The following is a 15,152-nucleotide window of genomic DNA, read 5'->3' on the forward strand; positions in this document are numbered from 1 at the left end:
AATATACCTCCAGGCGTAACTACCATGTCTACAAAACCACCTTCACATGTAGGAACTATACTGAAGGTTGAGTCGTCTTCATCTAATACTGTTAAATCGACTAAAGAAGAAGATGGACAAGGCCCATCAAATGTGTATTCAATAGTGTAAGTTGCACTTGGACTGGCGTTAGTTACTGTTCCCGTTGCCGCATCTATTAGCGCTCCATCAACCGGAAGTGGATTAAAACTATATACTCCACCAGCAGTCACAAAAGTATCTACCACACCACCATCACATGTGGCAAGCATTGTGAATCCTGGATCATTAGTTATTTCAACTGTGAATGTATTAACTTCTGTTTCAGGACAAAATCCAATATTGGTAGTGTAGCTCACTGAATACGAGCTTCCAGAAACTGCATTTGTTACTGTTCCAGAATTAACATCGATAACCGCTCCATCCATAGGATCTACATCAAAAGCAAAAGTTCCACCAGCATCACCTAAAATATTGACTGTTGCACCATCACACGTTGGTATTAATTCAAAGCTTGGATCTTCTTCAGGAAAAACAGTAAAACTTAACTCACCAAAAGAAGGACAAATACCATTTGTTGTATATCGCACTGTATAGGTTGTGTCAGGAATACCATTAGTCACCGTTCCTGTGGTTGCATCAATTACAGCTCCATCAGTTGGTACAGGATTAAAACTGAATGTACCTCCAGGTTGATTTAAACTTGAGATAAGTGCACCATCACAGGTTGCTTGGATACTAAACTCAGAATCATCAGTCGGATTAACAACAACTTCTAAAGTCACTTCAGGGGAACACTGATTATCTGGTGTAAATGTATACGTAGTTGTAGCTTGGTTATTTATAATAGGTGACCATGCACCTGTAATACCATTATTTGACGTTGTCGGTAAAGGTGCTAGCATATCACCTTGGCAAATTGTAGGAATAGCATCAAATACAGGAGTATCTATTGGCTCAACTGTGATAGTAACTTGTTCTGTTGTTGTTTCGCCACAAGTGTCACTTATTGTCACCGTATAAGTTGTTGTTACCGTCGGTGCTAAAGTTGGGTTTGCAATATTAGGATCACTAACCCCGGCTATTGGTGACCAAGAATAACTTACACCACTAGGCACTGTAGCGTCAATATCATAGTTATCGCCGACACAAATAGTTTGATCTTCAAATAATAGATTTTCAACAAAGGTTATACTATTAAAGCAGACTTGGTGTAAATTGGAAAAACCACCTGTTGATCCAACAAATCCGAAATACACTGTTTCATCACCATTAAAAATATTTGCTTCGATATCTAGATTCAGTGACAACCTCAATACACAATCAAAATATACATCAAATATCTGAGCTGTAGCATTCCACTGTATTTTTATTTCATGGTCTGCGCCGTCCTCAATATTAGGACTTATAACACTGGCTTGAATCGGACCAGCTAAATTATTGCTTGCATTATGGTTTGGCACACCATTTCTCATAATGGAGATATGATCAGAAGGTAAATCTCCGTTTTCGGGATTTGTAAACGTATCAAATTCGACTATGAGTGATTCATTTATACCTTCATATCCTACACCACCACCTTCACCTCCAATAATAGGATTTTGTGTGGTCTTAAAAACTAAAGCCATTCCGTCAGCACCATTAGCATCATTAATTCCAAAATTATTCTGATAGTAAATAGTAAAATCTTCATCAAAATCAATAGGGTTGTTATACCATACACCACCAGATTGCCATAATTCATCTGGTGTAATTATAAAACAATTACCTCCAATATCAACTGCATCACCAATGGTTGTGGCATTGAGTTGTGCATTTAAAGTGTGGGATGATATAACTAGACAAATAAAAGTAAGTAATCGTATAAAGAGTCTTGAAATTTTCATATAACGTAAACTGGTATTTTGGGATAATTGAACACTTACATATAGGTTAAAATAAAAAGCAACTCTAAAAGGCGTGTCAATTACAACTAAGCTAACAAAGATAAGTTTTTAAGATTTATTACTTTTGCCTTTCGCATTTTTTATCATGATTATAATCACTTTAACAAAATGAAAAAGGCATTATTTAAAATGATTGCCAAAATCAATAAATTAATTTTACCTAGTTATTCTAAAAAACAACTAGATCTGACTAAGGCCACAAAAATTCAACTAGCCATTTTTGGATGGCGTCTATACGTTACAAAACGGGCCTTAGACTAGAGAATAACATTCTACTCTCCTAATTTTTAATTAATTATTTTAGGCTAGACCAATTCATTATTTAACATTTTGGCATATAACTTGTTAAAATGTTAAAAGATAAATAACTTTAACACGCTATTAATTATAAATAATCATGAAATATTCCCTTTCATTTTTACTGTTATTGACATCCCTTTTAACAGTAAACGCACAAGATCAAAAAATTATTGAATACCCATTTAATGAGCCTGGCTCTGAACCCTCCAGAGGCGTCTTTGGTGAAGATGACCGAAAAGAAATAAAGGATGCAGAAGGCTATAAAGACTTTGCTAGAGCCACAGCTGTCATGGTTTCTAAAAGAAATATCTATAACAATGAATTTTACTCATGGTCGCTAAGAGAAAAAATTCAAAACAAATATGGTAAAGAAGTAAAAATATCTGAGGATGTGAGATTTCTAGACCAACCCGCAATCGGCTCTTGCTCAGGCTTTTTAATTGCGCCAGACATCTTGGTGACTGCTGGTCATTGCATTAACTCAATGGAAGAAGCTGAAAATGTGGTTTGGATTTTTGACTATACAAACGACATGAAATTTATTAACAATCGAAAACTAGAATTTGATCCCGAAAATATTTTTGAGGTTGAAAGCATCATTACATCAAAATTAGATGACGACACTGATAAAGGTTATGAAGATGATTATGCAGTTTTAAAACTAAAGCGAAAGTCTACAAGAGCACCCTATCGCTTTAGAACTAGCGGGTCTGTTTTAGAAGGTGGAGCAATCAATACCATTGGTTCACCAAAGGGTTTACCACTTAAATTTTCTACTAATGCAACTGTAGTAGATAACTCACCAAACACATGGTTTAAAAGTGATATTGATTCTTTCCCTGGAAATTCCGGTGGTCCTGTCTTTGATCAAGATGGTTTTTTAGAAGGTATTTTGGTTAGAGGTGCAGTAACATATGATGACGATTGGAGTTTAACAGGTGACTATTATTACGATAGTTCTTGTAATTGTATCAAAACCGTGACTTGGCAAAGCGTTCGATATACTGCAGGTTGCCAAGCACATAGAATTACAAAAATACCTCCACATGCACTTATAACTGCTATCTATTCTAACATTGAATACGCCATCACCAATAGTTTAAAAGAACGTTTTGATTCATGGGAAATTTACAATTGGATTTTTAATCATAAATACACTCAGGACAATGGCCGTTTCGAAAATTTAGCTTTGAACTACAGCAACACCTATGCACTTAAAAGTATTTTAGAACTTACTGCCGAAAAAATTTCTGATAGTTATGCTAGAGAATTAATTAACAAAGCGATTAACTCTAATAATATTGAAGCTTTAGAAGTCCTATTGGAAGCAGAATTATTAGCCGACGCCGGTATGAAATCAAAATACACGGCACTACAAAAAGCCATTATAGATGGTAATATTGACGTTGCTGAGACACTTATCAATTATGGTGCAGATGTTAAAGTTAAAACATCATCTAATGAAAACTTACTTCACATTGCAGCAAAAAATGGAAACATGGAATTAGCTAAGCTATTGGTTAAAAACAAAGTAAGTGCTAAAGCAAAAAACAATAAAAAATTGAGACCTGAAAAGGTAGCTAAAAAAGCAGGTCATAAGTCATTAGCTAAATTTTTGAAACGCTACAGAAAAGGTAAACTTTAGTATTAAAATACCGCTAATAAAATGAATCTCATTTCGAATCTCTGCATAATGCTAAATAGACGAATCTTTCTCAAATTAAGAATCATCATACCTATTTTCATGATGTTTTCTTTAACTGTAATCGCTCAGAATAATGAATACATCAAACTCGTTGATGACAATATTACGTTATTAGATTCATGCCTTACAAACAGAAGTGATTATTCCCTTTTTAAGCTGCAGTTAGTTGATAGTACAATTACAATAGACAGTCTAAAGATTCAAACAGAAGCTAATTATAAAAACAAAGAATTTAATTCTATTGATCGTTTTAACCAATTTGACTTTAAATTTTGGTTGCTTTCTAATGACAGCTATAAAACCTATGGTGATTTTAAATTAAGACTATCATATTACATCAATGGTAATTTAATTGAACAGAATTATGTCATCTGTTTAGATTATATAGATCCTAATCAAAAAGACCGAGGTTCATCTAATTCACCTGATTATGTCACCTTATCCGTATACTTTGGAACTGATAGAAATAACACAAGATCAGACAATCTTAATGAAGCTTTTGGCACAAAGCGATCTTCGCTAAAATATGGTATTGTAGAAGTAAGCATACCGCATGACCATAGAATAGGTGAAATTGAAAGCCCAGCTATATGGAAGTTCGAATTTTCAGAAGATCCTAAAAAGCATATGATGCTTCAAGAGATTTCACTACTAGAAAAAGATGCCTTTTTTGATAAACTATCTAAAGATATTCAAGAATCTGAAAAGAAAAGTACCTTTTTATTTGTGCATGGTTACAACACATCATTCAGTGAAGCAGCCAAGCGTACTGCTCAAATATCTTATGATTTAAAATTTGACGGTAAACCGGTATTTTACAGCTGGCCATCACAAGCTTCAACGTTTAGATATGGTAGAGATGAAGAGAACATAGCCTGGTCACAATCAAATATGCAACGTTTTTTAGAGGACTATCTTTCTAAATCTAAGGCAGAAGACATCTATCTCGTAGCTCATAGTATGGGTAATAGAGGACTAACTAGAGCCATTGTTGAAGTTATGAAAGACCATCCAGAGCTCAAGTCTAAAATAAAAGAAATCATTCTCGCTGCACCAGATATTGATGCAGATGTCTTTAAAAATGAGATTGCACCACAAATGGTTTCTGAAACAAAAAAGCCAATAACACTTTATGTTTCTTCTGATGATTTAGCCTTAAAAGCTTCAAAACTTTTACACGGTAATCCAAGAGCTGGTGACGCAGGTGAAAAAATGGTCATTGTAGAAGGTATTGAAACTATTGATGCCTCTGGTATCGACACTAGTTTTTTAAGTCATTCTTACTTTGCCGACACAAATTCAATAATTTCAGATATATTCGATATTATACAATCAGGACAACGCGCTTTAAATCGTAAACGTTTATCCTTAATAAAACTTAAAGACAATATTTTTTACTGGAAAGTGAAACAGTAAAAAACACACTAATTTAGTTATTATGAAAATGAAGTACATTAAAACAATCAGCATACTAACCATACTGTTGACCTCAAGTTTATCCTTTGCACAAGAACGCTATAGAATTACCTATGACTACGCGACGGATAAAATAAATTACTTACACATAGATAAAAATAACAAGGTCATTGATACCTTAGACAAACCAAAAATTAAGCGAAACAGTCTTGTAGAACTCAAGTTGTCAAATGTTAATCCTTTTGCCGTACAAGTTAAAACCGACGTTCAAGAAGAGGATCTTATAAATACAGGTCAAGGTTTCAATTTTAGTTCATTACTAGGAAGTATTAATTCTTTTACCGGCGATAATATTGACTTAAATACGTCAAACCTTCCTGATTCTAATCTATTTAGGTCAGAAGGAGGTTCTAGAGGAAGTGCTACTGCTAAAAGCAGTGTAGAGGATTTAAATAATCAAATTACCAATGTAGCTGCTTTAAAGTCTACATTAATATCTAATCTTTTAAATCCTAATTTAGATAAAGCGACTATTATGGAAAATCTTTTATCTACTGCTGATGCGGATATGGATGCGCGCCTTCCAAGTGCTCAAGACAATTTTTATATGTATTTAGCTAAAGTAGAGAAATCTATTAAGGATAGTAAATCACAATTAGAAAGTGATATCAGTGCAATGTCAAAAGACATTGAAACATCTGCTACAGACTCAGAAAAAGCAGTTTCTAGAGGCGAATTAGTGTCAAGGAATATTGCCATGGCAGATTTACAGCGCCTTATGGCAGATCTTAATAATTCTACCGGAAAAAGTCTTCAAAGTTTAGATGAATTACGTTCGCTTTACACCATTTTAGAAGCTTCTAACTTTGAGCAGACCTATGATTACGAGCTATCTGCCGATAAGGTAAACATAGAATTAAAGTTTGTACAGAGTGATTTTTCTAATGACATTGATAATGACGACACTTCTACAACTTTAAAAACTAGAAACATTAAAATGTTTTCTAAAGGTGGATTTAAAATAAATACAAGTGTTGCCATGACCTTGAATAATTTCGGCAACAATTCTAACGATTATTTTATTGACGAATCTGGTGTTATTGGTGCAGATAATAACGACTTTTTTGTACCTAATCTCAGCACCATGATCAACTTTTACCCTTTTATTGGAGAAAACTTTAATATTGGTGGAAGCTTCGGATTGTCTATTCCAATATCAGGAAATAACAATATTTCTGGCGTCAATTTCTTATTAGGTCCATCGCTATTTTTTGGAAGTAAAAGTAGATTAGCACTTTCTGGCGGAGTTGCTTATGGACCAGTACAACGCTTAACAAACGGATTAGAAGTTGGTGACAACACAAACTTCTCAAGTGTAGATAACTTTACAAAGAACGTTTATGACTTCGGATACTATTTTGGTATTTCGTTTAGCCTTTTCGACCTTAACTAATTAATATAAAGACTATAATCATGAAAAAATATTTTATTCTCATACTAACTTTAGCTTTTAGTATTAATGCCATGGCAGAAAAACATGCGCTTATTATTGCAGTTGGAGATTATCCTGTAAAAACAGGTTGGTCTTCTATTAGCTCTGCTAATGATGTACCGTTGATTAAAAACACCTTATTAAACCAAGATTTTAAAGAAGATAATATTGTTGTTCTTAAAAATGAAATGGCTACTAGAGCAGGAATACTAGAAGCCATTAAAGCACTTCAAGCAAAAATTAAACCAGGTGATATTGTAGTGATCCACTACTCTGGTCATGGACAACAAATCTTTGATGATAATGGTGAAGAAATTGATGATAAAGACGAATCCATTGTACCATATGATGCTTTAGTGAAATTCATTCCAAATAAATACGAAGGTCAAAATCACATAAGAGATGACGAATTAGGAAATATAATTGCAACCTTTAGAAATGCTTTAGGGACCGAAGGTCAATTGCTTATGCTTTTAGACAGTTGCCATTCTGGTTCGGCAACTCGTGGTGGAAAAGCGCGTGGTGGTGAAGCTACGTTTGCTCCACCAGGTTGGAAAGCTAATTCAAGTAATAACAACAAAGGTAGTGGGCTTTTAGAACCTGTAAAAGCAGGACCAAACGCAGCACCATTTGTTATGCTTTCTGGCGCTTCTGCAGACGAATTAAACTACGAATACGAAGGTTATGGCTCATTGAGTTTTGCATTCTCAAAAGCAATGAACGATTTAGGTTCTGATGTTACTTACAGAAAATTATTCTCAGCCATATCGGCTAACATGAATGTGATCTCGCCAAACCAAACACCAACAGCTGAAGGTGACTTGGATTATAAATTATTTGGTGGAGAATATGTAAAACAACAACCCTATTACCCAATTACTAAAATTTCTAGAGCCGATATTATTAAAATTAATGCGGGTAAGTTGCAAAGCCTATTCGATGGAACTACAGTAAATATTTTACCTGCAGGTACTTCAAAAGTAGAAGAGAAAGATATTATAGCAAAAGGATCAATTACTAGAGCACGTTTTAATGAATCTATCATAAAGCTAGACACACCACTAAGTACCACAAACGAAAAAGAGTTATGGGTTTTTGTGGACGAACCGACTTATGGCGATATTTCTTTAAATATTTACCTTGACGAATCCTTAAAATCGAAGTCTATTAAAAAAGAAATCGAAACCTTTTTAGCTGAGAAAAAAATTGGGAAAATTGTAGATGTTGCAACTGAGGCCAAATTAATTATTGCTCAAGAACAAGAAAAGATATCTATCCTCACCGTTAGTGGTCAAGACACCGAAATTATAAGTGACGAATCTATTTTTAGTCAGCCACAAAAAGATGGCAAGTATGATTACAAGGAAATAACCAATACTTTATTCAATTATGCGCAAGGTTCTTATCTAAAGGAATTAAATCTTAATAATGCGGATTACGAATTTGAATTTCGACTTTTACCAGGAAAGTATAACGCAGAAATAGATGAAGTTGAATTTCTTGAGGCAGATGCATTTATAGATGAAGCAGGTAAATTTAAAGTAAATACTGATGGTGATGTTGTGTTTTTAGAAGTCACCAACAAGAGTGATCAACCACTGTATTTTAGCATTATAGAAATTAATACTAAAGGTGAAATTGCCACATTTATGCCAAATGACACTTGTAAGTTAAATGACAATGAAAGACGTATTATGCCAGGCAAAACCATGGTTTTTGAAAATTGCCAATTCGAGTTTGGACCACCATATGAGACGTTAATCCTTAAAGGTTTCGCTACACCAAAACCTATTAATTTTAAATCTACAGTAGATAGTAGAGGTGAGAAAACTGGTACTCGCGGTGCCGGTGATAGCAACCCTTTAGAAGACTTTATCGGTGAAACCTATACCCAAACAAGAGGTAGAAAAGCTAGTAGCAGAACTAGTGGCGGAAAAATTGATGGCTATAGCACAGAGTTTGTGTATGAGATTGTGAGAAGTAAGGAGTAAATATCACAATTAAATCTGAATTGGAATGATTTTAAAATTATTAACTGTAAGGCAATTAAAAACTATTTTAATTTTAGTTTCATTATTAAATTGTATCAATGCTTATGCGGAAAAATATGCACTGATAATTGCTATTGGTAATTACCCTGAAGAATCTGATTGGAATAAAATCAATTCGGATAATGACGTACTTTTAATAAAAGAAACCCTTTTAAATCAAAAATTCAAAAAACAAAACATCTCTGTTTTAATGAACGAATTTGCGACAAAAAAAGGCATAACTGACGCATTAGAAAAGTTACACGAACAAATTAATACTGGCGATTTTATTATAATACACTACTCAGGGCACGGACAGCAAATTTTTGATGATAATGGAGATGAAATTGACAACAAAGACGAATCTCTTGTACCATACAATGCATTTTCAGAATTTACGCCTGACGTTTATGAAGGCGAAAATCACATTCGAGATGATGAATTGGAACGAATGATTTTAAAATTTAGAAAAAAACTAGGACCGAATGGTCAACTTTTAATACTATTAGACAGTTGTCATTCTGGTTCTGCAACGCGTGGTGGAAAAGCTCATGGTGGACATTCAACTTTTGCACCTCCAGGTTGGAAACCCGGAAAAAATAATGATAATAAAGGAAGTGGTCTTATAGAACCAATAAAAGTAACTTCTGAAGCTGCTCCCTTTGTAATGATATCAGGTGCTTCCGCTGATGAATTAAACTATGAGTATAAGGGTTATGGTTCCTTAAGTTTTGCATTTTCTAAAGCCATGAATGATTTGGGATCTGACGTTACCTACAGAAAATTGTTTTCAGCAATTTCTGCCAAAATGAACGTGATTTCACCCAACCAAACACCCACAGCAGAGGGTGATTTAGACTTTAAACTATTTGGTGGAGAATATGTAAAGCAACAAGTGTATTTTCCAATTGATAAAATAACTAGAGCGGATATTATTAAAATAAATGCTGGTAAATTACAAAACCTTTTTGATGGAACAACTGTAGTTATCTTACCTGCAGGAACATCTAAGGTTGAAGACAAAGATATTATCACTAAAGGCACTATTACTAAAGCGCGTTTTAATGAGTCTATCATTAAGTTAGATACACCATTAAAAACAACTAACGAAAAAGAGCTTTGGGTCTTTATTCATCAACCAACATTTGGTGATATCTCCTTAAATATTTTCTTCGATCCATCCTTAAAATCGAAAGATATTAAAGAAGAAGTAAAAGGATTTTTAGAGTCTAAGAAAATTGGACAAATTGTGGATTCTGACTTAGACGCAAATTTGATCATTGCTGAAGACAAAGATTTAGTTTCTATTCTCACTGTCAGCGGTCAAAATTCAGAAATAAATGGTGATGAATCTATTTATAGTCAAGCAGAAAATGGTGGAAAATATGATTTCAAAGACTTTACTAATGCCATATTTAATTACGCCCAAGGATCTTATTTAAAGAATTTGAACTTAAAGAATAATGACTACGAGTTTGAATTCCGCTTACTACCAGCTAAGTACAATCCAGAAATTGATGAAGTTGAATATCTTGAAGCTAATGCATTTATAGATGAAGCTGGTAAATTCAAAGTAAATACTGACGATGATGTAGTATTTTTAGAAGTCACCAACAAAAGTGATCAACCACTTTATTTTAGCATTATAGAAATTAATACTAAAGGTGAAATTGCACCGTTCATGCCAAATGACGACTGTACACTTAATGATAATGAAAGACGCATTATGCCTGGCAAAACTATGATTTTTGAAAATTGTTACTATCAATTTGGTGACCCATATGAAACATTAGTATTAAAAGGTTTTGCGACCCCAAAACCTATTAATTTTAAACCAACCGTGTTATCTAGAGGAAAAAAGGCAGGTACTCGTGGATCTGGTGAAACAAATCCATTAGAAAACTTTATAAGTGAAACGTATTCACAGACTAGAGGGAGATCGATTCGAACTAAAAGATCTAAAAGGATAGACGGCTACAGTACAGAGTTTGTGTATGAGATTGTGAGAAGTAAAGAATAAAATATGAAAAAAATATTAGGGGTCTTTTTTGTTTTATGCTTTACTCAAATAAGTTTTGCTGGTTGGTCAAAATCAGGATCTTATTTTATGTTTTATGATGGCAACTCCAAACTTATTGATTGCTCATATTTTATGAGCACAAATAATTATAGCGTTACTTTTTATTTACATGAAATTGGCGGAGAAAACTGGAGTAAAATTCCTTTTGTAAGTTACACAGACTTGAAAGGAGATGTAATTAGTGTAAAAGAACGTCGCATAGCACCACAAAATGGAGTTTTGATAAAAAGCAACCTATATTTTCATGATACTGAAGGAAGTATTTATCAACTTAATATTGAAAACAAAAAAGTTATTGAAATACTACCACCAACAAATCATCAAAGTCGCGAATCATTTAGAGCAAATAAAGGCATAGGCTTAAGTCATTTCCAATTATTAAAAAACAATATTATTTACTGTTCGGGAAACAACATACTTAACATCTATGACATTAAGAACAAGGAATTCGTTTCGAAAATGAAAATAAATGGCGAAATAACAAATATTCACGTGCAACCAAACCAAGAGTTTTTTTTAATTTCTTTATCAAATGGAAAAACCATTATTTATGATTCAGAGACACTTAAAACGAAGGACACTTTAGACACGCATTATGGGTCATTTTTTAGTAACAACTACGAATTAACTTATCAAAATATTGAAAAGGATTCACTTATAACTTATAATTTTCAAACAAAACGTATTAATTCTAGAACCAAGTATCTGTCAGGTTCTTATATCAGTTCAATAAAAAATTTAGAAGACAGATACCATTTAATTGAGGAAATCAAATACCCAGAAAACAGAGCAGATGACGGATTTCTTAATTTTTATGTAGTCAATAAAACCTCGGGGATTATTTACAAAGAAATCAAAAAGGATTTAATTGGCATAAACCGAAATGACGTACCATTTTATCTTGGATATGATGAATATGCTTTAAACTTTTATCTAGAGGCTGATCAGCAAACATTTAAAACTGACCTGTCAGACTTATTCAAATTTACTGAGGATAATAACGGCCCACAAATAACCCTTGAGGGCTATAAAGATATTACCAATGAAATTTTTACCACAACAGAGGAAACTGTGCTAATTAAAGGATTTGCATTTGACCAAGAACAACAAACAAAACATAGTATTAAGATTGAACCTCAAAAGACAGCATTTAATTATACTACAAAAGACACTGATGGCCTCTTTATAGGGCTAAATATAGGAGTCAACACTATTTTAGTAAGCGCCAAAGATAAATATGGCAATGAAACAAGGGAAAAACTAATAATAAGACGAATAAATAAGGTCAGAGGTTCTGTTGCAAATTCTAAGAAAGCATCAATAGAAGATAAGATTGGAAGTTTTACCTATAAAGCCTTGCTAATTTCTAATCAGAACTATACTAATGAGATTGAGCCTTTAGAATTCCCAAATAAGGACGCTTTAAAACTAAAATCAATTCTTGAAACAAAATACTCTTTTGAGAAAGAAAATATCGTTCATATACAAGATGCGACACGTTCTGAAATAATAAATGTATTAGACTCACTAGTTGCTACAATAAACCAAAAAGACAACCTTTTAATCTTTTATGCAGGTCATGGTGTATTTGACGAAAATCTAAATAAAGGGTATTGGCTCCCAATAGATGCAAAATCTCAATCTAAAAGTAATTGGGTCTCAAATAGTGACATAAGAGATTATTTAATTTCTTTTAAATCACAACACACCTTACTCTTAACAGACGCCTGCTTTAGTGGTTCTATATTTGAGTTCAAAAAAAGAGATCTGACCAGTAAGGAAATGAAAGTCAGTGAAAAACTATTAAGTAAAAAATCTCGTAAAGCAATGACAAGTGGTCTTAATAAGCCGGTGCCCGATGAGAGTATTTTTATAAAATATTTACTTAAAGAATTAGATCAAAATAAGAAATCATTTATAAGATCTGGTGAATTATATAACGAAATTAGAGAAGCTGTAATCTCTAATACTGATAACAATCCTCAATTTGAAATTATAAAAAATTCTGGACACGAAGGTGGAGAATTTATCTTTCTAAAACGAAATAATTGATACAGTATGAGATTCCTTTGCTTCATTTTACTTTCAATCCCAACACTTCTTTACTCAAATATAGCTGATGATGGAGGAAAACGTGGACCTCGCAAAAAAAATCCTATTAATATCCATGTCATTTCTGTTGGCATAAATAATATCACAACTTTTGGCAATACTCCTATTGGTAATGTGGTATTAGAAAACTGTATTAATGATGCCAAGACTTTAATACAGAAAATGGAGAAAGACGTTGATAAAATTGATTTTAAAGACACTTATGATAGTTCTCGTGGACCATCTCAAATAAAACGAGATACTACACAAACTATAAAGCCAAAAATATTTTCGTATCTCCTCCTTGAAGAACAAGCTACTGCAGCCAACATAAGAAAAGCACTTAAAGAGGTTGTAAAAAATAGCACATCCAAAGATTATTTTGTGTTTTACTTTGGTGGTTTATCTATTGAAAACAAAGCTAACGAAACATTCTTAGTCCCGAGAATTCAAATTGAAAAAGGCGGTAAAATTAACATTGTTAAGGAGCAGTCAAAGTATGACCTAATCAGTTTAAAAGAACTTGCCACTTTCATGAACCAAATACCAGCACAAAATCAAATGGTAATTTCTGAAGCTGGTAATGGTAGAGTATTTGCTCAAAATCTTCAAGCAGAACTGTTTGAGTTAGATCCAGTTTTAGCACTAAACACGGATAGAAACCGAATCATCTTAACCTCAGTAGGCTTAGGTTTTGATAAATCTAAATGTGACCCCAACCATGCACCATTAATGAAATACATTCTTGAAGCTGGAAACATTTACAATGTATTTGAGAATTTTTACCATTATGAATATTTACTCAATAAAGTAGAAATACGATGTAACCTATTCAACACCAAGTATTTCTATTTATCACAAGAAAAAGACTATAAAAAACTATTACAAAAAAGAGTAGTTATATCAAATTCTAGAGGTGCTAAAGGCAAAAAAGTAAAGTCTAAGCAAACGGAAAATATAGAATCTACCACTCATGCTTTAATCATAGCAACAAACGCCTATAACCGAGAACAAGTGAGTTGGGATAACCTTAAAAACCCTCTAAATGACGCGAATTCAGTTTCAGAATTACTAGAGCAAAAATACAATGTTAAAGTCACCAAACTCTATAACGAACCCAGACAAGAAATTATAAAAGGTATTATTAGGCTAAAAGAAAAAGTAGACAAAAACGATAAACTCATTGTTTTTATTGCTGGTCACGGTCATTATAGTGAATTGTTTTCACAAGGCTATATTGTTCCAACAGACTGTAAGTCTCTAGATGAAGACACAACGTTTGATAGTTACATACCCATGTCTACTCTAAACCTATTATTTGACAGTTTTAGATCAAAACCTATTTTTACAGTTTTAGATGTCTGCTATGGTGCAAGTTTTGAAATGAATGAAGCTGATCTTATGATAGAAAATTATGTTAATGCCGAATTTGATAAGGGTATAGAAAATTATATTGCAGAAACTGATAAAAGCTTTTCAAGAATAATCTTGGCTTCGGGTAAACAAGAAGTGCCCGACTTTTGGAATAACTCTCTAGACCATTCACCATTTGCTAACAAATTCATTAAAGCATTAGAAAACGAAAAAGAGTTTATATCACCTGGTAAAATAATTCAATATTTGAGAGGAAATGCAACAAGACCAATTTTAAAGAAATTTGGAAAACATGAAGTGACCGGTGATTTTTTATTGCAAGTACTTAACTAACCTAGGATTTATATTTGATTAATAGCGTGTTCTTTCAAAGAAAAATACAATTAATCTCAAAATAATTTAAAAATACGTTTCGCATGAAAAACTTATCGTGTCTTTGTCTAGTGGTCTTGACTTTCTTGCAATGTTTTGCTCAAGACAACAAACAACAAGCAAACAAAAATATACTTCAACAATTTCATGATTCCAATAATCTTAGAAACACACGTGGCGTAACAAAAAAACAAATAACAAACAACAACACTCCTGTTATAACTGCTAGTTCTCTAACTTTCCAACTCCAATTCTATAAACAGAATGTAGCTGTTCTCCTCTACTCTTTTAAAAATAATAAACTTCAATTAACACTTACAACAAAAGA

At 33.0% G+C, this 15,152-nt stretch carries 9 protein-coding genes; 8 read left to right on the forward strand and 1 reads right to left on the reverse strand.

The window, feature by feature from the left end; translation table 11 throughout:
- A partial coding sequence (locus HRU50_RS14275; protein ID WP_296351783.1) for an L-type lectin-domain containing protein occupies positions 1-1,904 on the reverse strand: 1,904 nt, incomplete at its 3' end.
- Between the two features lie 168 nt (positions 1,905-2,072).
- On the opposite strand from HRU50_RS14275, the gene HRU50_RS14280 reads away from it, so the two are divergent.
- The 8 genes from HRU50_RS14280 (at position 2,073) to HRU50_RS14315 (ending at position 14,785) form a co-directional block, all read left to right on the forward strand.
- Positions 2,073-2,225: an SsrA-binding protein gene (locus HRU50_RS14280; RefSeq protein WP_296351784.1), complete on the forward strand. Its 153-nt coding sequence runs from the start codon at positions 2,073-2,075 to the stop codon at positions 2,223-2,225.
- Positions 2,226-2,361: 136 nt separating this feature from the next.
- Positions 2,362-3,909, forward strand: coding sequence for a trypsin-like peptidase domain-containing protein (locus HRU50_RS14285; RefSeq protein WP_296351785.1), 1,548 nt, complete (start codon positions 2,362-2,364; stop codon positions 3,907-3,909).
- A 99-nt stretch (positions 3,910-4,008) separates the two neighbouring features.
- A complete protein-coding gene (locus HRU50_RS14290) occupies positions 4,009-5,385 on the forward strand; it encodes an alpha/beta hydrolase (RefSeq protein WP_296351786.1) in 1,377 nt (458 codons plus the stop codon).
- Positions 5,386-5,413: 28 nt separating this feature from the next.
- A complete protein-coding gene (locus HRU50_RS14295) occupies positions 5,414-6,838 on the forward strand; it encodes a hypothetical protein (protein ID WP_296351787.1) in 1,425 nt (474 codons plus the stop codon).
- Positions 6,839-6,858: 20 nt separating this feature from the next.
- A complete protein-coding gene (locus HRU50_RS14300; protein ID WP_296351788.1) occupies positions 6,859-8,868 on the forward strand; it encodes a caspase family protein in 2,010 nt (669 codons plus the stop codon).
- Between the two features lie 25 nt (positions 8,869-8,893).
- Complete coding sequence (locus HRU50_RS14305; RefSeq protein WP_296351789.1) at positions 8,894-10,927, forward strand: caspase family protein; 2,034 nt, start codon at positions 8,894-8,896, stop codon at positions 10,925-10,927.
- Positions 10,928-10,930: 3 nt separating this feature from the next.
- Positions 10,931-13,039 (forward strand): caspase family protein, encoded by a 2,109-nt coding sequence (locus tag HRU50_RS14310; RefSeq protein ID WP_296351790.1) that lies wholly within the window; start codon positions 10,931-10,933, stop codon positions 13,037-13,039.
- A gap of 6 nt (positions 13,040-13,045) precedes the next feature.
- On the forward strand, positions 13,046-14,785 hold the full coding sequence (locus HRU50_RS14315; RefSeq protein WP_296351791.1) for a caspase family protein: 1,740 nt from the start codon (positions 13,046-13,048) through the stop codon (positions 14,783-14,785).
- Positions 14,786-15,152: the final 367 nt, after the last annotated feature.

It is taken from the genome of Winogradskyella sp., from assembly GCF_013213835.1.
Taxonomy (GTDB): Bacteria; Bacteroidota; Bacteroidia; order Flavobacteriales; family Flavobacteriaceae; genus Winogradskyella.

What these genes read in the sequence shown, in the direction of transcription:
- HRU50_RS14280 (WP_296351784.1), top strand. Translation starts at nt 2,073, where the DNA reads ATGAAAAAGGCATTATTTAAAATGATTGCCAAAATCAATAAATTAATT.
- HRU50_RS14285 (WP_296351785.1), top strand. Translation starts at nt 2,362, where the DNA reads ATGAAATATTCCCTTTCATTTTTACTGTTATTGACATCCCTTTTAACA.
- HRU50_RS14290 (WP_296351786.1), top strand. Translation starts at nt 4,009, where the DNA reads ATGATGTTTTCTTTAACTGTAATCGCTCAGAATAATGAATACATCAAA.
- HRU50_RS14295 (WP_296351787.1), top strand. Translation starts at nt 5,414, where the DNA reads ATGAAGTACATTAAAACAATCAGCATACTAACCATACTGTTGACCTCA.
- HRU50_RS14300 (WP_296351788.1), top strand. Translation starts at nt 6,859, where the DNA reads ATGAAAAAATATTTTATTCTCATACTAACTTTAGCTTTTAGTATTAAT.
- HRU50_RS14305 (WP_296351789.1), top strand. Translation starts at nt 8,894, where the DNA reads ATGATTTTAAAATTATTAACTGTAAGGCAATTAAAAACTATTTTAATT.
- HRU50_RS14310 (WP_296351790.1), top strand. Translation starts at nt 10,931, where the DNA reads ATGAAAAAAATATTAGGGGTCTTTTTTGTTTTATGCTTTACTCAAATA.
- HRU50_RS14315 (WP_296351791.1), top strand. Translation starts at nt 13,046, where the DNA reads ATGAGATTCCTTTGCTTCATTTTACTTTCAATCCCAACACTTCTTTAC.